Origin of the sequence: Methylobrevis albus (assembly GCF_015904235.1) — a bacterium.
Lineage (GTDB): Bacteria > Pseudomonadota > Alphaproteobacteria > Rhizobiales > Pleomorphomonadaceae > Methylobrevis_A > Methylobrevis_A albus.
This window is the reverse complement of record NZ_JADZLT010000054.1, coordinates 211,448-231,717: the sequence shown is the minus strand read 5'-3', so window position 1 is coordinate 231,717 and position 20,270 is coordinate 211,448. Positions and strand designations below refer to the sequence as shown.

The 20,270-nt window shown below is 70.3% G+C and carries 18 protein-coding genes; 11 read left to right on the top strand and 7 right to left on the bottom strand.

What is annotated here, in order from left to right; translation table 11 throughout:
- The first annotated feature begins 46 nt into the window (after window positions 1-46).
- From I5731_RS16705 to I5731_RS16695, 3 genes are all read left to right on the top strand, one after another.
- The gene (locus I5731_RS16705) at window positions 47-1,033 is read left to right on the top strand and encodes a tripartite tricarboxylate transporter substrate-binding protein (protein WP_197312541.1); all 987 of its coding nucleotides are present in this window, start codon (window positions 47-49) and stop codon (window positions 1,031-1,033) included.
- A gap of 223 nt (window positions 1,034-1,256) precedes the next feature.
- On the top strand, window positions 1,257-1,718 hold the full coding sequence (locus I5731_RS16700) for a tripartite tricarboxylate transporter TctB family protein (protein ID WP_197312540.1): 462 nt from the start codon (window positions 1,257-1,259) through the stop codon (window positions 1,716-1,718).
- Window positions 1,719-1,731: 13 nt separating this feature from the next.
- Window positions 1,732-3,237, top strand: a complete 1,506-nt coding sequence (locus tag I5731_RS16695; protein ID WP_197312539.1) for a tripartite tricarboxylate transporter permease — start codon at window positions 1,732-1,734, stop codon at window positions 3,235-3,237.
- 139 nt (window positions 3,238-3,376) lie between these two features.
- Here the strand turns inward: I5731_RS16695 and irrA are convergent, their stop codons facing one another.
- Window positions 3,377-3,844: an iron response transcriptional regulator IrrA gene (irrA, locus tag I5731_RS16690; RefSeq protein WP_407941854.1), complete on the bottom strand. Its 468-nt coding sequence runs from the start codon at window positions 3,842-3,844 to the stop codon at window positions 3,377-3,379.
- Between the two features lie 616 nt (window positions 3,845-4,460).
- Here irrA and fabA point away from each other — a divergent pair.
- The 3 genes from fabA (at window position 4,461) to fabI (ending at window position 7,242) form a co-directional block, all read left to right on the top strand.
- Window positions 4,461-4,982, top strand: coding sequence for a 3-hydroxyacyl-[acyl-carrier-protein] dehydratase FabA (fabA, locus tag I5731_RS16685; RefSeq protein ID WP_197312538.1), 522 nt, complete (start codon window positions 4,461-4,463; stop codon window positions 4,980-4,982).
- A gap of 162 nt (window positions 4,983-5,144) precedes the next feature.
- Window positions 5,145-6,368 carry a beta-ketoacyl-ACP synthase I gene (fabB, locus tag I5731_RS16680; protein WP_197312537.1) on the top strand — a complete coding sequence of 408 codons (1,224 nt, stop codon included), beginning with the start codon at window positions 5,145-5,147 and terminating at the stop codon, window positions 6,366-6,368.
- Window positions 6,369-6,408: 40 nt separating this feature from the next.
- Complete coding sequence (fabI, locus tag I5731_RS16675; RefSeq protein WP_197312536.1) at window positions 6,409-7,242, top strand: enoyl-ACP reductase FabI; 834 nt, start codon at window positions 6,409-6,411, stop codon at window positions 7,240-7,242.
- A gap of 55 nt (window positions 7,243-7,297) precedes the next feature.
- Here the strand turns inward: fabI and I5731_RS16670 are convergent, their stop codons facing one another.
- On the bottom strand, window positions 7,298-8,320 hold the full coding sequence (locus I5731_RS16670) for a DUF1624 domain-containing protein (RefSeq protein ID WP_197312535.1): 1,023 nt from the start codon (window positions 8,318-8,320) through the stop codon (window positions 7,298-7,300).
- Between the two features lie 86 nt (window positions 8,321-8,406).
- Between I5731_RS16670 and I5731_RS16665 the strand changes: the two genes are divergently transcribed.
- Together I5731_RS16665 and I5731_RS16660 are read left to right on the top strand one after the other, a co-directional pair.
- The gene (locus I5731_RS16665; RefSeq protein ID WP_197312534.1) at window positions 8,407-9,522 is read left to right on the top strand and encodes a hypothetical protein; all 1,116 of its coding nucleotides are present in this window, start codon (window positions 8,407-8,409) and stop codon (window positions 9,520-9,522) included.
- Window positions 9,523-9,563: 41 nt separating this feature from the next.
- Window positions 9,564-10,124, top strand: a complete 561-nt coding sequence (locus I5731_RS16660) for an MmcB family DNA repair protein (RefSeq protein ID WP_197312533.1) — start codon at window positions 9,564-9,566, stop codon at window positions 10,122-10,124.
- A gap of 1,200 nt (window positions 10,125-11,324) precedes the next feature.
- On the opposite strand, the gene I5731_RS16655 is transcribed toward I5731_RS16660, so the two are convergent.
- From I5731_RS16655 to I5731_RS16645, 3 genes are all read right to left on the bottom strand, one after another.
- Window positions 11,325-12,146, bottom strand: coding sequence for an inositol monophosphatase family protein (locus I5731_RS16655; RefSeq protein WP_197312532.1), 822 nt, complete (start codon window positions 12,144-12,146; stop codon window positions 11,325-11,327).
- Window positions 12,147-12,261: 115 nt separating this feature from the next.
- Window positions 12,262-13,122 (bottom strand): OmpA/MotB family protein, encoded by an 861-nt coding sequence (locus I5731_RS16650; RefSeq protein ID WP_197312531.1) that lies wholly within the window; start codon window positions 13,120-13,122, stop codon window positions 12,262-12,264.
- 19 nt (window positions 13,123-13,141) lie between these two features.
- Window positions 13,142-13,912, bottom strand: a complete 771-nt coding sequence (locus tag I5731_RS16645; RefSeq protein WP_197312530.1) for a MotA/TolQ/ExbB proton channel family protein — start codon at window positions 13,910-13,912, stop codon at window positions 13,142-13,144.
- Window positions 13,913-14,123: 211 nt separating this feature from the next.
- On the opposite strand from I5731_RS16645, the gene I5731_RS16640 reads away from it, so the two are divergent.
- The gene (locus tag I5731_RS16640) at window positions 14,124-15,521 is read left to right on the top strand and encodes an outer membrane beta-barrel protein (protein WP_197312529.1); all 1,398 of its coding nucleotides are present in this window, start codon (window positions 14,124-14,126) and stop codon (window positions 15,519-15,521) included.
- Window positions 15,522-15,539: 18 nt separating this feature from the next.
- Here I5731_RS16640 and I5731_RS16635 read toward each other — a convergent pair whose 3' ends face one another.
- Window positions 15,540-16,415, bottom strand: a complete 876-nt coding sequence (locus I5731_RS16635; protein WP_197312528.1) for a UTP--glucose-1-phosphate uridylyltransferase — start codon at window positions 16,413-16,415, stop codon at window positions 15,540-15,542.
- A 463-nt stretch (window positions 16,416-16,878) separates the two neighbouring features.
- Between I5731_RS16635 and I5731_RS16630 the strand changes: the two genes are divergently transcribed.
- Both I5731_RS16630 and I5731_RS16625 read left to right on the top strand, forming a co-directional pair.
- Window positions 16,879-18,174: a lytic murein transglycosylase gene (locus tag I5731_RS16630; protein ID WP_197312527.1), complete on the top strand. Its 1,296-nt coding sequence runs from the start codon at window positions 16,879-16,881 to the stop codon at window positions 18,172-18,174.
- 88 nt (window positions 18,175-18,262) lie between these two features.
- Window positions 18,263-19,456 carry an SGNH/GDSL hydrolase family protein gene (locus tag I5731_RS16625; RefSeq protein WP_197312526.1) on the top strand — a complete coding sequence of 398 codons (1,194 nt, stop codon included), beginning with the start codon at window positions 18,263-18,265 and terminating at the stop codon, window positions 19,454-19,456.
- Window positions 19,457-19,472: 16 nt separating this feature from the next.
- On the opposite strand, the gene I5731_RS16620 is transcribed toward I5731_RS16625, so the two are convergent.
- Window positions 19,473-19,985, bottom strand: a complete 513-nt coding sequence (locus I5731_RS16620) for a hypothetical protein (protein WP_197312525.1) — start codon at window positions 19,983-19,985, stop codon at window positions 19,473-19,475.
- Between the last annotated feature and the right edge of the window lie 285 nt (window positions 19,986-20,270).

Below are 20,270 nucleotides of genomic sequence, written 5' to 3'. Positions count from 1 at the left end.
CGTGGGAGGAGACCCGGTGGTCGGCACAATCCGGGAGGAAAACACCATGCGTTTCAGCATGAATGGCATCGCCGTATCCGTGGCCGTACTGGCAGCGGCCTTTGCCGCGTCGACGGCGTCCGCACAGGAATACCCGACCAAGCCCGTCACCATCGTCGTGCCGTTCTCGGCCGGCGGCCCGACGGACACCGTTTCCCGCCTCGTCGCCGAGGTGATGGGCCGTGAACTCGGCCAGCAGGTGGTGATCCAGAACGTCGGCGGCGCGGGCGGCACGCTCGGCGCCGGCCAGGTCGCCTCGTCGGATCCGGACGGCTACACGCTGCTGATCCATCACATCGGCATGTCGACGGCGCCGACGCTGTACCGCAGCCTGCCGTTCGATCCGACCAAGGACTTCTCGCCGATCGGCCTCATCACCGAGGTGCCGATGACGATCGTGGCGCGCAAGGACTTCGAGGCGACGACGCTCGCCGAGCTCGTCGCGACCATCAAGGAGAAGGGCGAGGAGCTCACCTACGCCAACGCCGGCGTCGGCTCGGCCTCGCATCTCTGCGGCATGCTGTTCATGAACGCCGTCGGCGCGGCGATGACCACGGTGCCCTACCAGGGCTCGGGCCCGGCGATGACCGACATCATCGGCAGCCAGATCGACCTGCTCTGCGACCAGACCACCAACACGACGTCGCAGATCAAGGCCGGCGAAGTGAAGGCCTATGCCGTGACCACCGCCGAGCGGCTCGCCTCGCTGCCCGACCTGCCGACCACCACCGAAGGCGGGCTCGAAGACCTGAAGATCGCGGTCTGGCACGGCCTCTACGGCCCGGCCGGCCTGCCGGACGACGTCGTCGCCAAGCTCTCCGACGCACTGAAGGTCGCGCTCGCCGACCCGACCATCGTCTCGCGCTTCGCCGAACTCGGCACGACCCCGGTTGCCGCGACCGAAGCCGAGCCGGCGGCGCTGACCGCGACGCTCACCGCCCAGATCGCGCTGTGGAAGCCGATCATCGAGGCGGCCGGCGTCTACGCCGACTGAGCCTCCCGCCCCGGGGCTTGTCCCCGGGGCCATGGCTGCGACGGCGGCGAGGTGGCGCGCACGCCGTGCGACCGGTCGGAATTCCGGCCGGCCGCCTGGTGACGCACACAACGGATGCGTCGCTCGCAGCCCTGTAAAACGCGTGCATCATGCATTTCATAACGGGGCGGACGTTTGTTCGCCACGCGGTCCGGCCATCCCTCCTTTTCGGAGACGACACGCCATGTTCACGGACAAATCCACCCGCGACATTCTCGCCGGGCTGGTCTTCATCGGCTTCGGGCTCGCCTTCGCGATCGGCGCGCTCAACTACGACATGGGCCGCGCGATCAAGATGGGTCCCGGCTACCTGCCGATGATCACCTCGCTGCTGCTCGTCGGGCTCGGCACCGCCGTCGCGGTGCAGGGCTGGCGCCGCAGCGAGACGATCGAGCCGACGCCGATTCCCTGGCGCGGTCTCATCCTGATCGTCGCGGTGATCGGCTTCTTCGGGCTCTGCGCCCGCGGGGTCGGCCTCGGCCCGGCGACCTTCGTCACCGCGGCGGTGACGGCGCTGGCGAGCCGGCACAACGGCCCGGTCGCGGCGATCGGCATCGGAGTGGGCATGGCGGTGCTGTGCGTCCTCGTGTTCCGCGTCGGCCTCGGCATCAGCATCCCCACCATCGGCCCCTGGTTCGGCTTCTGAGGGAGCGTCGCACATGGAACTCCTGAGCAATCTCGCCCTCGGCTTCGAAACGGCGCTGACGCCGACCAACATCCTCTGGTGCTTCGTCGGCACCCTGCTCGGCACGCTCGTCGGCGTGCTGCCGGGCATCGGGCCGACGGCGACCATCGCGATGCTGCTGCCGATCACCTTCAACTTCGAGCCGGTGACGGCGCTGATCATGCTCGCCGGCATCTACTACGGCGCGCAGTACGGCGGCTCGACCACGGCGATCCTGATCAATCTGCCGGGCGAATCGTCCTCGGCGGTGACGGCGATCGACGGCTACCAGATGGCGCGCCAGGGCCGGGCGGGACCGGCGCTCGCCACCGCGGCGCTCGGCTCGTTCTTCGCCGGCACGGTAGCGACCTTCATCCTCGCCGTCGCCGCGCCGCCGCTCGCCCGCGCGGCGCTCAACTTCGGGGCGCCGGAGTATTTCGCGCTGATTGTGCTCGGCCTGCTCGTCTCGATCTCGCTCGCGCACGGGTCGGTGCTGAAGGCGCTGGCGATGATCGTGCTCGGGCTGCTGTTCGGCATGGTCGGGCAGGACATCTACACCGGCACGCCGCGCTTCACCTTCGGCCAGCCGGAGCTGTTCAGCGGCATCAACTTCGTCTCGATGGCGGTCGGCGTCTTTGGCATCGCCGAGATCCTGCGCAATCTCGAGAACGAGCGCGAACGCGACGTGATGGTGAAGAAGGTCACCAACCTCTGGCTGACCCGCGAGGACTTCCGGCGCATCACGATGCCGGTGCTGCGCGGTACGCTGTTCGGGTCGCTGCTCGGCGTGCTGCCGGGTGGCGGGCACATCCTGTCGTCGTTCGCCTCCTACTCGGCGGAGAAGAACCTCTCGAAGCATCCCGAAGAGTTCGGAAAGGGGGCGATCGAGGGCGTCGCGGGGCCGGAATCGGCCAACAACGCCGCGGCGCAGACCTCGTTCATCCCGCTGCTGACGCTCGGCATCCCGGCGCATCCGGTGATGGCGCTGATGGTGGGGGCGTTCATCATCCAGGGCATCACCCCGGGGCCGAACGTCATCAACGAGCAGCCGGCGCTGTTCTGGGGCATCATCGCCTCGATGTGGGTCGGCAACCTCTTGCTGGTGCTGCTCAACCTGCCGCTGATCGGGCTCTGGGTGAAGCTGCTGACGATCCCCTACCGGGTGCTGTTCCCGGCGATCGTCGTGTTCGCGGCGATCGGCTGCTATTCGATCAACATGAACGCCTTCGACGTGTTCGCGATCGCCTTCTTCGGCATCGTCGGCTACGTGCTGATCCGGCTCGGCTGCGAGCCGGCGCCGCTGCTGCTCGGCTTCGTGCTCGGGCCGCTGCTCGAGGAGCACCTCCGGCGCGCGATGATCATCTCGCGCGGCGACCCGACGATCTTCGTCACCCGGCCGATCTCGGCGACGCTGCTCGCGATCGCCGTGCTGGTGGTGATCTTCGCGATGGCGCCGAGCATCCGCAAGAAGCGCCAGGCGATCTTCGTCGAGGAGGATTGATCGACCCGCCGCGGCGCCCCGGCCGTGCGGCCGGGCGTCGCAGGGACCGCCGGACCAACCCCGACAACCAAAAAGGCCGGCCCTCATGGGGCCGGCCTTTTTCATGCCGATGACCGGCGGCGCCGTGCCGTGCGGCGAATCAGATCTGCTTGGGGCGCAGCCGGACCACGACGTCGACGCGGACGATCTCCATGCCCTCGGGCGGCTCCGGCAGGCGGCCGATGCCGACGCTGGTGCTCGGGATGTCGTAGACGGCGTTTTCGCCTTCGATGAAGAAGTGGTGGTGGTCGGAGGTATTGGTGTCGAAGTAGGTCTTGGTGCCGTCGATCGCGACCTCGCGCAGCAGCCCCGCCTCGGTGAACTGGTGCAGCGTGTTGTAGATCGTCGCGAGCGACACCGGCACCTTGGCGACCTGCGCCTCGTCGTAGAGCTGCTCGGCGCTGATGTGGCGATCGCCCCGGGCATAGAGCAGGTCGGCGAGGGCGACGCGCTGGCGGGTCGGGCGCAGGCCGGCGGCGCGCAGCATGGCGCGGACCGCATGGGGGTCCGGCGTGGCGCCGTCGTCGAGGCCGTCGTCGTCGTCGTGATGGTGGCCGGCATGGGCGATATGCACATGCGCCTCGATCGGCGTGGGCTGGCCGGCCTGCGCCAGCGGGGTCCCGGTCGTCTTCGGCAAAGTGGCCCGGGCCTCGGGCGGGAGTGTCGTCATTGCGCTGCGATACCTGTCTCGGACGTCAGGGCAGCCACTCCAGGGAACCTTCGCCGATGCGAAGGCCCGGAAGGGCGCGCCGGGCGCGCGCAAGGCCAGAGGCCCTGCGGCTTTTTCGAAGGCGATACTAGGGTTTCGGCAGCGAACGTGCAAGCTGTCCGCGGCATAAAAAGCTGAATATAAAACTCAACAATTAGCACTCATTGGCCGCGGCCGCGCCGCACCGTCCGGCGACATGCACGGCCCGCTCCGGCGCGGTTTCCGACGCGGCGAGGCGGTGCACAATGGGCGTCCGGCCGCGCGGAAGGCAGGCCGGGCAAGGCTTTCGGTCGCTGGTGAGCTGTGTTACCACTCGGCGCGATCAGGAAAGGGGCCGTTCGCCGGAACCGGCGGGGCCGTGGCCTCTTTCGAGCAAACAAACGGGCAAGCCGACGGTTGGGCGAAACGGATGGCGGCGGCAGGCGACACTGCCGGGCCGTGGTCCAGCCCACGGAACGAAGGAATACCTCGAGGCATGGACGAGCGCCGGACCAGTTTTGACTACGAAGCCCTGCTGAGCTGCGGACGCGGCGAACTCTTCGGCCAGGGCAACGCCCAGCTGCCGCTGCCGCCGATGCTGATGTTCGACCGGATCACCGAGATCTCCGAGGACGGCGGCCCGCACGGCAAGGGCCATGTCCGCGCCGAGCTCGAGATCCGTCCCGATCTCTGGTTCTTCCCCTGCCACTTCAAGGGCGATCCGGTGATGCCCGGCTGCCTCGGCCTCGACGCGCTCTGGCAGATGGTCGGCTTCTTCCTCGGCTGGTCCGGGGCGATGGGTCGCGGGCGCGCGCTGTCGGTCGGCGAGGTCAAGTTCTCCGGCATGGTCACCCCGGTGGTGAAGACCGTCGAGTACGGCGTCGACCTCAAACGGGTCATGCGCTCGAAGCTGGTGCTCGGCATCGCCGACGGCTGGCTGAAAGCCGACGGCGTCACCATCTACAAGGCGAGCGACCTCAAGGTCGGCCTGTTCCGCGAAGAGCCCGCAGCCGTCTGAGGCGCGCTGCGGCCCTGTCGCCGGGGCCGGGCCTGCCTGGCCGCAGCCGGTGTCCCGCCGCCGCGCAAGCCGCCCGGCCGCACCGGTTCATCAAGGTAACCCCGCGTTCCGATGCCAACCGCTCGGGACGACGGCGGACGCGAAAAGACACGAGAGGCAAGCATGAGACGGGTCGTCGTCACGGGCATGGGGATCGTTTCCTCGATCGGAAACAACACCCAGGAGGTGCTCTCGTCGCTGCGTGAAGCAAAGTCGGGCATCACCCGCTCCGAAAGCTTCTCCGAGCACGGTTTCCGCTGCCAGGTCTACGGCGTGCCGCAGCTCGATCCGGCCGAGGTCGTCGATCGGCGCGCCATGCGCTTCCACGGCGGCGGCACGGCGTGGAACCACGTCGCCATGGACCAGGCGATCCTGGATTCCGGCCTCGAGGAGAGCGAGATCTCCAACGAGCGCACCGGCATCATCATGGGCTCGGGCGGCCCGTCGACCCGCACCATCGTCGAGGCGGCGGACATTACCCGCACCAAGGGCCCGAAGCGCGTCGGCCCGTTCGCGGTGCCGAAGGCGATGTCGTCGACCGCGTCGGCGACGCTCGCCACCTGGTTCAAGATCAAGGGCGTCAACTATTCGATCTCGTCGGCCTGCGCGACCTCGAACCACTGCATCGGCAACGCCTACGAGCTGATCCAGTGGGGCAAGCAGGACGTCGTGTTCGCCGGCGGCTGCGAGGAGCTCGACTGGACGCTGTCGGTGCTGTTCGACGCGATGGGCGCGATGTCGTCGAAGTACAACGACACCCCGTCGACCGCCTCGCGCGCCTATGACAAGAACCGCGACGGCTTCGTCATCGCCGGCGGCGCGGGCGTGCTGGTGCTCGAGGAACTCGAGCACGCCAAGGCGCGCGGCGCCCGCATCTATGGCGAAGTGGTCGGCTACGGCGCGACCTCGGACGGCTACGACATGGTCGCGCCGTCGGGCGAGGGCGCCGAGCGCTGCATGAAGATGGCGCTCTCGACCGTGAAGGGCCCGATCGACTACATCAACCCGCACGCCACCTCGACGCCGGCCGGCGACGCGCCGGAGATCGCCGCGATCCGCAACGTGTTCGGCGGCGCCGACAAGAGCCCGCCGATCGCCGCCACCAAGTCGCTGACCGGCCATTCGCTGGGCGCGACCGGCGTGCAGGAGGCGATCTACTCGATGCTGATGATGCAGAACGGCTTCATCGTGAAGAGCGCCAACATCGAGGAACTCGACCCGGCCTTCGCCGACATGCCGATCGTGCTCGAGCGGCAGGACAACGTGAAGCTCGAGCGGGTGCTGTCCAATTCCTTCGGCTTCGGCGGCACCAACGCCACGCTGGTGTTCCAGCGCTACGCCGGCTGACCGCCGGCGTCCGAGCCCCGATCCTCCCGGAGACGACCATATGACCGGCCTGATGGCGGGCAAGCGCGGCCTCGTGATGGGCGTCGCCAACGATCACTCGATCGCCTGGGGCATCGCCTCGAAGCTCGCCGAGGCGGGGGCGGACCTCGCCTTCACCTACCAGGGCGACGCCTTCGGCCGGCGGGTGAAACCGCTCGCCGAAAAGGTCGGCTCCGACTTCGTGATCCCGTGCGACGTCGAGGATCTCGCCAGCGTCGATGCGGTGTTCGCCGCGCTCGGCGAACGCTGGGGCAAAATCGACTTCCTCGTGCACGCCATCGGCTTTTCCGACAAGAACGAGCTCAAGGGCCGCTACGCCGACACCAGCCGCGACAACTTCGTGCGCACCATGGTGATCAGCTGCTTCTCGTTCACCGAAGTCGCCAGGCGCGCCGCGGCGATCATGCCGGATGGCGGTTCGCTGCTGACGCTCACCTACGGCGGCGCCAGCCGGGTGATGCCGAACTACAACGTGATGGGCGTCGCCAAGGCGGCGCTGGAATCGTCGGTGCGCTACCTCGCCGCCGACTTCGGCGAGACCGGCATCCGCGTCAACGCGCTCTCCGCCGGCCCGGTGCGCACGCTCGCCGGCGCCGGTGTCGCCGACGCGCGGCTGATGTACAACTTCCAGCGCAAGAACTCGCCACTGAAGCGCCCGGTGGGACTGGAAGAGGTCGGCGGCGCCGGGCTCTACCTGCTGTCGCCGCTGTCGTCGGGCGTCACCGGCGAGGTGCACTTCGTCGATTCCGGCTATTCGATCATGTCGATGCCGCGGATCGAGGAACTGAAGGAGCAGGAGCGCCGCGAGGCCGCCGAGACCGGCAAGGCCGAGTGAGCCGCGGGCGGGGCGCGGCGCCTCGTCAACGTCCCCTTCCGCCCGGTGCGGCCGCCTAGTCCTCGTTGAGAAACTCCGGCGCGATGTCGATGCGGCAGCCTGCGGCGGCGGTGCCGAGCATCGACTGCGCCTCCTCCTCCGACATCCGGCTCGTCCAGAAGCCGTTGCGCTCCAGCGAGCCGCTGACGCAGCCGCAATAGGCGGGGCAGATCGCCGGATCGCCACCGTTGGTCTGCTGGCAGGTCGCTTCGCAGGCGGCGATGAAGCGGAGCCGCTCGATGCCGGCATCGCGCGGCATCACCGCGGCAGCGGCCATGACGAGACCGAACAGCAGCGGCTGGTGCACCAGATAGATCAGCAGGCTGTGCCGGCCGGCGAAGGCGAGCGGGCGGAGGACGGCGGCGCCGCGCGGCTCCGGTGCCGGGCTCGCCGGTGTCGACGGACGCGTCGGCCGGGCGCCGCCGAGCACGCGCGCGATCACGATGCCCGCGAGCACGGCCGAGAACCAGGGAAACAGCGGCACGAAATCGTTGGCCGGGCGGGTTTCCGGCGCAAGGCCGGTCCACCACAGCGCGGGCTCGTCGAACAGCGGCAGGGTGGCATAGTCCGGCAGCAGGAAGGCCGCGACCGCGGCGAGCGCCACCACCGGCAGCGGCAGGCGCAGGAAGGGCAGGGCGAGGATGCTCGCGAGCGCGATGTGATGCAGGATGCCGAAATAGACGAAGCGGTCGGGGAAGGCGGCGAAGGTGGCGGCGCTGACGAGGATCGCCGCGGCGATGATCTTCGCGAGGCGCGCGCCGTAGCGCACGCCGTCGAAGCCGTCGCGCCCGGCGAGGACGAGGCCGGCGCCGACGAGGGCGAGGAAGCTCGCCGCGATCAGCTTGGCAAACAGGCGCCAGCCCTCATCGACGGCCGGATCGACGCCGATCAGCCCGAAATAGCCGAGATCCCACGTGAAATGGTAAATCGCCATGGCGAGGATCGCGAGGCCGCGCAAGGCGTCGACGCCGAGACTGCGCGGCCTGACGGCGGACCCCGGCCGTTCCGGGAGCGTGAAAGGACGAATCGGTTGGCTCATCGGGTCTCCTGCGGCGCAACATTGACCCCAGCCGGCCATCCGGGGCAACCGCGCCGGCCTGCGTCATCGCCTCATCCGGAGGCCGCATGACCGCCGACGCCCCCCCGGCCGGCTTCGAGTGCGTGGCCGGCGGGCTCGCCGCCAGCTTCGCGCCGCTGCTGCGCGCCGGCCCGGCGGCGGGCGCGATCGGCCGTGGCAGCGGCACGCTGGCGGTGGTGTTTTCGCAAGTCCGCGTGCCGGCCGGCAAGTTCGGCCTTTCCCGCCTCTTCGCCCGTACCCAGCACCACGGCCTGTTCCTCAACGACCTCTCCGGCGGCTGGTATCGCGACCAGGCGGCGGCGATCGACGCGGCGATCGACGCCGCCGCGGCGCGGCTCGCGCCCGTGCTCGGCGCCGCGCCGCGCACGGTGTACTACGGCAGCTCGATGGGGGCGCAGGGCGCGCTGGCGACCGCCCTCCGGCGCGGTGATGGCGCGGCGATCGTGTTCGGGCCCGACCTCGTCGTCGGCGCACCGGGCAGCCAGAGCGGGCGGGCGGGGCTGCATCCCGGCGCCGGAGATCCCGATCTCCTCGCCGCGCTGGACGCCTGGTCCGGCCCGCCGCTCGACCTGGTGTTCGGCCTGTTCGACCCGGCCGACGGGGCGACGGCGGCGCGGATCGCCGGCTTGCGGCCGTCGCCGACGCGCCGGCTGGTGCCGGTCGCCTCGACGCACGAGGTGCACGACCATCTGTTCTCGCTCAACGTGGTGCGCCGCGCGATCGCCGGCTTTTCCCGGCCGATCGCGGACGAGGTCGCCGCCAAGGGGCTGCTCGTGCCGGCGCCCGACTGGGCGGCGCTCGCCCGCCTCGGCGAGATCGCCGCGGCCGTGCACGCCGGCGGGGCGTGGCCGGCGCCGGCGGCGATCGATGCGCTCGGCCTCGGCGTACATCCGGGTGCCGCACTGCTCGCCGCCGAGGGCGCGGCGGCGGCCGGCCGGCCGGGCGCCGGCGCGGACCGCCTCGCCGCCACGCTGGCGGCGATCGCCGCCGACCCGGCACTGGCGACGCTGCCGAAGCGAGCGGTGAAGCCGCTGGCGCGGCGGATGATCGACCTGCTGCTGGCCGCGGGGCGCAGCGACGAGGCGCGGCGGCACGCCGTGCTCTGGCACGAGGCGCATCCGGACGACGACGGGTTTCAGGCGCTGGCGGCGTCGCTTCGCTGAAGCGGCTTGCATTCCGAACGAAGCATGAACAAGATGGCGCCATGTCCGCGCCCGACCTGAACCCCTTCTCCGCCCGAGCGCTGCCCGACCCGTCGCCGGAGCCGGGCCTCGGCCCGTCCGGCCCGGTGCTGCCGGCCGATCCGCGCCTCGTCGACGGACGCCAGTCGGAGCACGCCCGGCTCGTGCAGCGCGGCGTCGGCCGGCTGCTCGTCGGCCTCGGCTTCTCGATCGTCACCGAGCTGCCGCTCGCCTCTGGCCGGCGCGCCGACATCGCGGCGCTCGGCGGCGGCGGCGAGGTCTGGATCGTCGAGATCAAGTCGTCGCTGGAGGATTTCCGCAGCGACCGCAAATGGCCCGACTACCGGCTGCACTGCGACCGGCTGTTCTTCGCCACCCATGCTGGCGTCGACGCCGGCATCTTCCCCGTGGAGGCGGGGCTGATCCTCGCCGACGGCTTCGGCGGCGCGGTGCTGCGCGAGGCGCCCGAGCACCGCCTCGCCCCCGGCACGCGCAAGGCGATGACCCTCCGCTTCGCCCACGCCGCCGCCCGCCGCTTTCACGGCCTGCTGGATCCGCAGAGCGGGGCGGGTGTGGGGTTTTGAGGGGGGGATGGGGCCTCTCTGGCGTCGGCGAATGTGGCACCGCTGCGACCCCTCCCGACCCCGCTGCGCGGGGCCACCCTCCCCACGAGGGGGAGGGATGGGAGCGCGTGGCGCGTCACAGATCGTTGATTTTCGCGAGAAGCCGGTGAGCGGTCCAATTCATCTCGGCATATCGTAACGAAATCCCTCCCCCTCGTGGGGAGGGTGGCCCGGCGAAGCCGGGTCGGGAGGGGTCGCGGCGTCGCCGCATGCTACCCCCGTCCGATGCCCCCGAATTCACCGGCATCCGTGCAGGCCATCTCCGCCCAAGCCCAAGCATCCGCTGTCATATTCCGGCCGTGGCCCGTCATCTGCGGCCGCGTATCGACGCGCTCACGCTGCAACGCAGCATCAAGGGAATCATCGTGTCTCATTCTGGCGGTTCGGAAAGACTTGACGAAGCCTCGGACCGAAGACATACTTTCCATCACCACCAGATGACTTAGGTCTCTGGCGAAATGACTGGCTTCCCTCTGGAAGCTGGCCTGGCTTGGACTGGCGATGCACAGCAGGCCATTGCACCCGGGGCGTCGCTTCGCGCGGCGCCCCAAGTGCTGTCCGGATTTTCGTGAAATAGCCGTGTGCGCCCGGCTGGCCGTGTCTAGCTCGCTCGGCGCGGCGGGCGGGGGCCGGCGCTTGGCCCTCCGGGCGTGGCCAGCTTTGCCTCGCCGGCAGCGCCGGGGGCAGGGGCCAGTGCTGTCCGATTTAGCCGTCGGAAAGAGGTCGGCGCGCCCAGCCTCGCCCTTCGAGACGGCCCTCACGGGCCTCCTCAGGATGAGGCCTCCGGGAGTTTCTCTTTTCATCACAAGCGTTTATCCTTTTCCCTCGTCTTGAGGAAGGCGCGCAGCGCCTGTCTCGAAGGGCGAGGCAAAAGCCGAGGCGTCGGCAGGCCGCTTGCCGTGTCCTCGTCGGCAATTCTCCGAGGTCGTCCACGCTTCACGGCCACCTTGCAGATGCCGATGCGCTTTGACCGGATAGCCGGGGCATGGCCGGGTGTGCTTGGCCGGGAGGGTAGGGGACAGGACCGGGGCATGGCCAGCGGGCTTATCCAGGCCCGGCCGTCGGGGCTCGGCGAAGGCCGCATCCTGCAAAAGCCCGCCGGGCCGGTCGCGAACGGATGCGGCAGGGCGCGCCGGTTGTCGCGGCGTCTCTACGGCCGTCTCAGAATCCGGCCGTCGCCGTCAGCCGCACGAGGTCGTCCAGGATGCGGTCGTTGCCGCACCAGAGCGGGCCCTGACGCTCGTCGTCGCCGTCGAAGCGGACGCGGCCGCCGGCCTCGAGGACGGCGAGGTTGCCGGCGTAGCAGTCATAGGCGTTGATCAGCGGGTCGAAGTAGCCGGCGAGGCGCCCGGAGGCGACGTAGCACAGCATCAGCGCGCCGGAGCCGATCCGGAACATCACGCCGCCCTCGGCATAGAGGGCGGTGACGAAGGCGCCGGCGGGGCCGGGGGCGGCCGAGTTGGTGGCGCCGAAGGCGATGTTGGCCGAGGTGATCGTCCAGGCCGGGTCGACGGTCAGCCGGCGCCCGTTGAGGAAGGCGCCGCCGCCGCGGCGGGCGACGTAGGTTTCGCCGAGCGCGGGCGCGTGCACGACGCCGGCGGCGATGCCGTCCGGATCGGTGAGGGCGATCGAGACGCACCAGTTCGGCTGGCCGGTGAGGAAGGGGCTGGTGCCGTCGATCGGGTCGATCACCCAGCGAAACCCGCTGGTGCCGGCCGCTGCGCCGTGCTCCTCGCCGAGGATGGCGTCGTCGGGAAACAGCGCGGCGACGGCGTCGCGGATCTCGGTCTCGACCTGGCGGTCGGCCTGGCTGACGAGATCCTGCACGGCCGCCTTCTGCTCGACGACGAGGTCCGCGCGGCGGGCGAAGAAGGCGGAGGCGGTCTCGCCGGCGGCGCGAGCGATACGCTCGGCGGCGGCGAGCCGGATGGCGACGGCATCGTCGTCGGACGGCAGGGGGGCGGTGGCGGCAGTTGCGTTCATCGCCGACCGTCGTCGCAGAGTTTCAAGGCCGCGGCAAGGCCCCCGGCGGGCGGGCTGCCGTGCCGGAACAGCGGGCCTGCCGGCCGGGCTCCGGCCCGGCGGCGCGATCCGCGCATCAGGGGCTGTGCAACAGGGGCAGCGGCGGCGCTTCGTTCATCAGCAGGATGCTGATACGGCGGTTGCCGGAGAGGAACGGGTCGTTCGGAAACAGCGGCTCGGTCTCCGCCTTGCCGACGACGGCGGCGAGCTGCTCGTTGCTGATGCCTTCGCCGGCGAGGATCTGGCGCACGCTGTTGGCGCGGTTCGACGACAGTTCCCAGGTGGTGTGCGCCGGGTCGCGCACGGGGGTGCCGGCGGCGGTATGGCCGGTGATCATCAGGCGGTTCGGCAGGTCGCGCAGCACGGGGGCGAGCCGCTGCAGCAGCAGCCGGGTGGTCTCGTAGGGGATGTCGGACCCCTCGGCGAACATCGAGCGGCCGTCCTGGTCGACGAGCTGGATGTCGAGGCCCTCTTCGGTGATCTCCATCATCACCTGCTTGGAGATGTCGGTGAGCTCCGGCATGTCCTGCATCGCCTGGCGCAGGGAGGTCGCGGCGGTCATGAAGCTGCGCTGCTGCTCGACCGGATTGACCGGCGTCACCGCGTCGCTGGCGTCGGAGCCCTCGTCGCCGCGCTGCTTGTCGATCCGCTCGCGCACCTCGTCGTTGGCGGTGTCGGGGATCTGGGTGATGAAGCGCATGAACTCGCGCGACGGGATGCCCTCGATCTCGATCATGCCGGCGAGCTTGCGGTCGGTGACGGCGCCGAAGGCATCGCGCATCGAGCCGGCGACGATCTCGAGCTTCTTCTGGTCCTGGGTTGAGAAGGAGATGATCAGCACGAAGAAGCAGACGAGCAGCGACATCAGGTCGGCGAAGGTGACCAGCCATTCCGGGGCGCCGCCGCCGCCCCCGCCACCTTTCGCCTTGCGTGCCATTGCCGCGATCCCTTCCGGTTCAGGCCGCGTCGGCTTCGCGCTGGGCGCGCTGCTTCTCGGGGAGGTAGGCGGTCAGCATCTCGCGGATCAGGCCGGGGCTCTTCGAGTTGCGGATCTGGACGATGCCGTCGATGATCAGGCTCTGGTTGACCTCCTCGACCTTCAGCTTGGCATTGAGCTTCTCGAAGATCGGCAGGCAGACGACGTTGGCGACGAGCGCGCCGTAGAGCGTCGTCAGCAGCGCGACCGCCATAGCGGGACCGATGGTCGAGGGATCGTCCATCGTCTGCAGCATCTGCACGAGGCCGACGAGGGTGCCGATCATGCCGAAGGCCGGCGCCGAGTCGCCCATCGCCTTGTAGATGCGGGCGCCTTCCTCGAGCCGCTCGAGGTAGAGGTCGCGCTCGCGCTCGAGGTTCTCCTGGATGAAGCTGGCGTCGTAGCCGTCGGCGATCATCTGCTTCGCCTTGGCGAGGAACGGATCCTCGATCTCCATCGCCTCGAGGCCGAGCGGGCCCTGCCGGCGCACGACGTCGGCCATGTCGGCGAGCTGGTCGATCAGGTCGCGCGGGTTGGTCTTGGTCTGCGAGAAGGCGAGCTTGGAGCCGAGGCCGAGCGCCGAGACCAGGCCGGCCAGCGGAAAGCGCACGACGACGACGCCGATGCCGCCGCCGAACACGATCGCGATCGAAGGAATGTCGACGAAAGCGCCGAAGCTGCCGCCGAGGCTGATCGCCCAGCCGGTGACGGCGAAGGAAACCAGAATACCGATGATCGTCGCGAAATCCATGAAACGGCCCGCCCGCGTGCCGGCTTCCTGCCAGCCCCCTGTGAGACGCTAGTCGCCCAGGGATAAGAATTCGCTAATTCGCGCCGCAGTCCGGCCGATCCGCCGGCGCAGCGGGTGGCGGAAACCGCTTCTTAACCATGCTTCTTTACCGATTGGTGAGACTGAACCCGTTCCCCGCCCGCCGGCCACGCGCCCCGGGCCGAGAGGCCCCATGGCCCGCGCCCGCCGCTCCGTCGTCATCCTCTGTGCCGGCCTCGCCGCCCTCGGGCCGGGGCTGCCGGCGGCTGCGCAGGAGGCGGGATCGCTGACGGACGCCGCGGCTTCGGGCAGCGTCGTCACCACCGACCCGGCGGCGGTCGCCGCGCCGCTGGCGCTGCCGCTGCGCGGCACGCTCAATGCCGCGCCGCCGAACTCCGTCGTCCGGCCGGTGCAGAGCGCCGTGCGCCCGGCGGGGCGCGTCGACACCCTGCGCAGCTTTGCCGAAGACCCCGCCGACGCCGATCCCTATGCGCCGCTCGGGCTGCGGCTCGGCTCGTTCGTGATCGCGCCGGAGGTGTCCAGCCGCATCGTCCACACCGACAACGGCACGGGGGCGTCGGACGGCGAACCGGCGAGCTTCGTCGCCACCGACGCCAGCGTCGCTCTGCGCAGCGCCTGGGAGCGGCACGCCCTGGCGCTGTCGATCCGCGGCGGCTTCACGGAATATCTCTCCGGCGGGCTCAGCGAGGATCCCTCGTTCGGCACCGACGTCGAGGGCCGCATCGACCTCACCGAGGTCGACCGCATCGATCTCGGCGCCGGCTATTCGATCCGCGCCGAAGACCTTTCCAGCGACGACGTGCCGGCCGGGTCGAGTTCCGCGCCGACGATCGAGGTGCTGAGCGGCACCGCCGGCTTCACCCGCAACGCCGGGCTGATCGGGATGGCGCTGAAGGGTTCGGTCGATCGCAGCATCTACGGCGCGTCGGCGGATTTCGATTCGGCGGCGCGCACCAATACCGCGGTGGCCGGCTCGCTCAGGCTGTCGCTCGACAGCGGCGCGGCGATCATGCCCTTCGTCGAGGGCGGCCTGTTCCGGCGCTACTACGACCGCGACGACGCCGGCGTGTCGCGCGACGGCGCGGGCTGGGAGATCAAGGGCGGCGTCGCCGTCGACACCGGCCTCGTCGCCGGCGAACTCGCCGCCGGCTATGCGGTGGAGCGCTTCGACGACGCGTCGCTCGCCGACCTGCGCGGCTTCCTCGTCGACGGCTCGCTCGCCTGGCGACCTACCGAACTCGTCACGCTGTCGCTCTCGGCCGACACCAGCTTCGCGCCGACCACCCTCTCGGGTGCGTCGGGCTCGGTGGTCTCGTCGCTCGACTGGGAACTCTCCTACCTGTTCCGCCCGAACGTCACCTTCACGCTCGGCGCCGGGCTGACGCGGCAGGACTATGCCGGCATCGATCGCACCGTCGACGGCTGGTCGCTGTCGGCCGGCACCGCCTGGCGGCTCAACCGCTCGCTCGAGCTGACCACGACGGTCCGGCACGAACGCAGCAATTCGAGCGAGGCCGGCGACGACAGCCGCGAGACCCGCATCGAGGCGGGTCTCACGCTGCGGCGCTGAGCGGGCAGGGGAGCCGCCTCACCCGGCGGCGATGATCGAGGAGAGTTCTTCCGCGATGTTCGGGTGGATGTCGGTGCGGTCGAGCGCGTAGGCGATGTTCGCCTGCAGGAAGCCGAGCTTGGTGCCGGTGTCGTAGGTGGTGCCGCGGAAGCGGACGCCGACGAAGGGGTTGGTTTCCATCAGGCGCAGCATCGAATCGGTGAGCTGGATCTCGCCGCCGGCGCCCTTTTCCTGGTCCGACAGCAGTTCGAAGATCTTCGGCTGCAGGATGTAGCGGCCCGAGATGAAGAGGTTCGACGGCGGATCCTTCGGCTTCTCGATCATCGCCGTCACCTCGAAGGTGTCCTCGGCGAGGGTCTTGCCGACGCCGACGATGCCGTACTGGTGTGCCATCGCCGGATCGCATTCCTCGACGGAAATGATGTTGGAGCCGGTGCGCTCGAAGGCCTCCACCATGCTCTTCAGGCACGGCGTGTGGTGCTTCATCAGCATGTCGGGCAGCAGCACCGCGAAGGGCTCGTCGCCGACGATGTCGCGCGCACACCAGACCGCGTGGCCGAGGCCGAGCGGTGCCTGCTGGCGGGTGAAACTGACCGAGCCGGCGATGGGGAGGTCGCGCTTCAGGAGGTCGATCGCAGCGGTCTTCGAGCGGGCTTCCAGCGTCTGCTCGAGCTCATAGGCAACGTCGAAATGGTCCTCGATCACCGCCTTGCCGCGGCCCGTGACGAAGATGAAGTGCTCGATGCCGGCCGCCTTCGCCTCGTCCACCACATATTGCAGCGCCGGGCGATCGACGATCGTCATCATTTCTTTCGGCACGGCCTTGGTCGCCGGCAGGAACCGCGTTCCGAGACCGGCGACGGGGAAGACGGCCTTGCGCACTTTGCTTTTCATTATTCACTCCAGCTTCCCGGCCTTGTGATCCGGATCGGGGTCTCGATCAGAAACTCGAAACCGGCACGGTGGTTCCAGCGGCCGCCGCACTCGTCGGACGTCGCGCCGCAGTTATCGGACCGCCGCCCGCATCGCTCCAGGTTGCCGCCTCGATTCCTGCCGGGGCGTATGATGACTGAAGGTGGTTGCTCTTTCGTTGTCGTGCACGAGCCCCGCGGTGAACAACCCGGCGCCTCGCTGCGCTGATGCAGCGGCATGGCGGCGGCGCCCCCGGTCACGAAAAGCTTCATGGTCCGGTTCATCCGACATTAACCCTGGTCGCCGTTCAATCGATGACAAGCGGACCGGCCATGCTGCCCGGCCGCGTCCTGTTCATCCGGCCATCGGCGCTCTGCTTCCTCGCGGGAGAGGCCGTCGTGCGGCCGCCTCGACCGGATGCCGACCCATGAATGCCTGCCGTGCCATGAATGCCGTCCATAAAGCCCGTGCCGTCCTGCTGGCCGCCGCCGTGGCTGCCCTGCTGCCGGCCTGTTCGGCGCTCGACCTCCCCGTCGGCTATGCGCCCGAGACCACGGCCGCGCTGCCGCCGGTGGCGACCGCCTATGTCAACCCGAACACGCCGGTGCCGTCCGACTTTGCCAGCTTCGTCGAGCGGCTCTGGCCGGAGGCGGAAGCCGCGGGCGTCTCGCGCCGCACCTTCCAGCGGGCGTTCGCCGGCGTGACGCCCGATCCCGACATCCTCGACAAGGCCTCGAACCAGGCCGAGTTCGTCAAGCCGATCTGGTCCTACCTCGACGGCGCCGTCTCCGAGGCGCGGCTCGAGAACGGCCGCAAGATGCTGGCCGAGCACAAGAGCCTGCTCGACCGGATCGAGGCGACCTACGGCGTGCCGCGCCAGTATGTCGTCGCGATCTGGGGCATGGAGAGTTCCTACGGCGCGGTGCTGCAGAACCCGAAGATCGTGAAGAGCGTGGTGCGCTCGCTGGCGACGCTCGCCTATCGCGGCAACAAGCGCGCGAAGTACGGCCGCACCCAGCTCATCGCCGCGCTGCACATCCTGGAGCGCGGCGACGTCGACCCGCAGCATTTCTCCGGCTCCTGGGCCGGGGCGATGGGGCATACCCAGTTCATTCCCACCACCTACGAGGCCTATGCGGTCGACTACGACGGCGACGGCAAGCGCAACATCTGGACCTCGATCCCCGACGCGCTCGGCTCCACGGCGAACTACCTCGCCAAGATGGGCTGGCGCAGCGGCGAGGCGTGGGGCTACGAGGTGCGGCTGCCGCGCGGCTTCGACTTTGCGCGCGCCAACCGCCGGCTCGCCGTCGCCGACTGGCAGTCGCTCGGCGTCACCCGCGCCAACGGCGCCGGCTTCCCGCGCCCCGGCGACGAGGCGCTGCTGCTGCTGCCGGCGGGCGCCAACGGCCCGGCCTTCCTGATGCTGAAGAACTTCTCGGTCATCAAGCGCTACAACAACGCCAACGCCTATGCGCTCGGCGTCGGCCACCTCGGCGACCGGCTCGCCGGCGGCGGCCCGTTCCAGGCCGCCTGGCCGCGTGATGACCGCAGCCTTTCGGCCGACGAGCGGCGCGAACTGCAGAGCCATCTCGCGCGGCGGGGCTACGAGGTCGGCGCCATCGACGGCAAGATCGGCTCGGGCACGGTGGAAAGCATCCGTGCCTTCCAAGTCGCCACCGGGCTCACCCCGGACGGCTATCCGAGCGACAAGCTACTGCAGCACCTCCGCGCGCGGTGAGCGATCGCCGACGAGAGGTGACAGGCGCGGCCGGACTTGCGACACTCGGCGGGGGCAGCGTCGTCCCAAGCCGGGTGAAGGTGGCTCGATGATCCGTTTCCGCGCCCTTGTCGCCGGCCTCGTCCTCGCCGCGGCGGTCTCAACCGCGCCGATGGCGTCGGCGGAGCCGGCCCGGCCGGCCGGGCCGATCGTCGTCGCCCAGGCCGACGACGTGCCGTTCTTCCTGCGGCTTTTCCAGCGGCGTGAGCCGCAGCGGCGCGGTCCCAGTGTCGTGGTGCAGCCGCCACCGGCGCCTGCCGCGCCGCGGGCGCTGCGCAACCCCGCAAAGCGCAGCGGTGGCTCGACCGCCCGCGTCGTCGCCCCGCCGGCGCCGCCGCCGCCGGACAAGAACGCCGACGCCCGCATCGTCGCGGTGGTCGGCGATTCGCTCGCCGCCAATCTCGCCAAGGGCCTCGACGTCGCCTTCGCCGACACGCCCGAGCTGCGCATCGCCGACGAGAGCGCCGGATCGTCCGGCCTCGTGCGCGACGACTTCAAGGACTGGCCGCAGGACCTCGCCGCGCTGATGGCGCCGCCGCCGGCGCCGCCGGCCGTCGCCGCGGAGGCCCCGCCCGCCGGGGACGCCGCGCGCCGGCCCGACGCCGTGGTCGTGCTGATGGGCATGAACGACCGCCAGACGATCCGGATCGGCGAGACGGCGCTCGAGTTCCGCGAGGCCGCGTGGGAGACCGCCTACCGGGCCCGCATCCGGGCCGTGGTGGCGGCCGGCACCTCCGGCGGGGCGCCGCTTTACTGGGTCGGGCTGGTGCCGGTCGGCAACCGCGGCCTCACCGCCGATTTCGCCTATCTCGACGAGATGATCCGGCAGGAGGTCGAGGCGGCCGGGTCGACCTATGTCGACGTCTGGAACGCCTTTGCCGACGACATCGGCGATTTCGCCGCCTCGGGGCCGGATCTCGCCGGCCAGGTGCGCCGGCTCAGGCTCGCCGACGGCATCCACTTCACCACCTCGGGCCAGCGCAAGCTCGCCTTCTATGCCGAGCAGGAGCTGCGCGCCTGGCTCGGCGGCGCGGCGGCGCCGCTGCCGGAGGCGCCGGGCACGGTCGAGGGGCTGGTGATGTCGCTGAACGACCCGACCGCCGGTCCGGACGAGGCGCTCGCCGGCGCCGTCCCGGGGCCGGCGCCGCGCGAGGGGACGGCGCTCTACCGGCTGATGGTGGAGGGCCTGCCGCTTGAGCCGGTGCCCGGCCGGATCGACGACGCGCGGCGCGCCACCAACTGACGCTGTCCGGTCGCGATCAGCGGCCGACGACGGGTGGGATCGTCGTCGTGGTGTGCCGGATGATCGGCCCGGCCCCGCGCGGCGGCGGCGGTTCGTCGACGAGGATCGGCGGCTGGCCGACGGGCAGCAGGCGGAAATCCTCCCACAGCGGGCAGCCGAGGCCGGGATCGTTGTGCGGATCGGGATAGGTCTCGCGCGTCACCTTGCAGGCGGTGTTGCCCATCGGCCCGACGGGCGGGCAGGAGAAGCGGAAGGCGGCGCTGAGGGCGCCGCGCGTCGCCACCGTCATGCGGAACTCGGTGGCATTGACGATCCGCGGTCCCTTCGAGGTGAGGCGCGGGAAGCCGACGTGGCACATGTTGCGCTCGTAGCGCACCTCGTAGGGGCCGTAGTCGACCGTGTCGAACTCGGTCTGGATCGGCTGCATGCAGGCGGCGGCGGCGAGCAGGGGCAGGGCGACGATCACCGCTGCCGTCCGCAGGCCGCGCCGGCTGGCCGGGGGTGTCGTCGTCGCCGTCGATCGCGTCACGTCCTGCTCCCGTCCGATTCGGCCGATGTCCTCGCCGCGGGCGGAGCTTAGCGGAGCGGCGGGGGATTCCAAGCGCGGGTGATGGCCGTGCCGTGGGGCGGCCCCCTCACTGTCCCTCCCCCGCTGCGCAGGAGAGGGGACGATGGGCGAGAGGGCTTTCGCAAAACCGAGACTGCGCCGGGTCGAAGCGCTGCTGATTTAGGCGCCCTGGCCTCCTTCGTCCCCTCTCCTGCGCAGCGGGGGAGGAACAGGGAGGGGGGAGGCCACACGGTAAAGCCAGCGCCC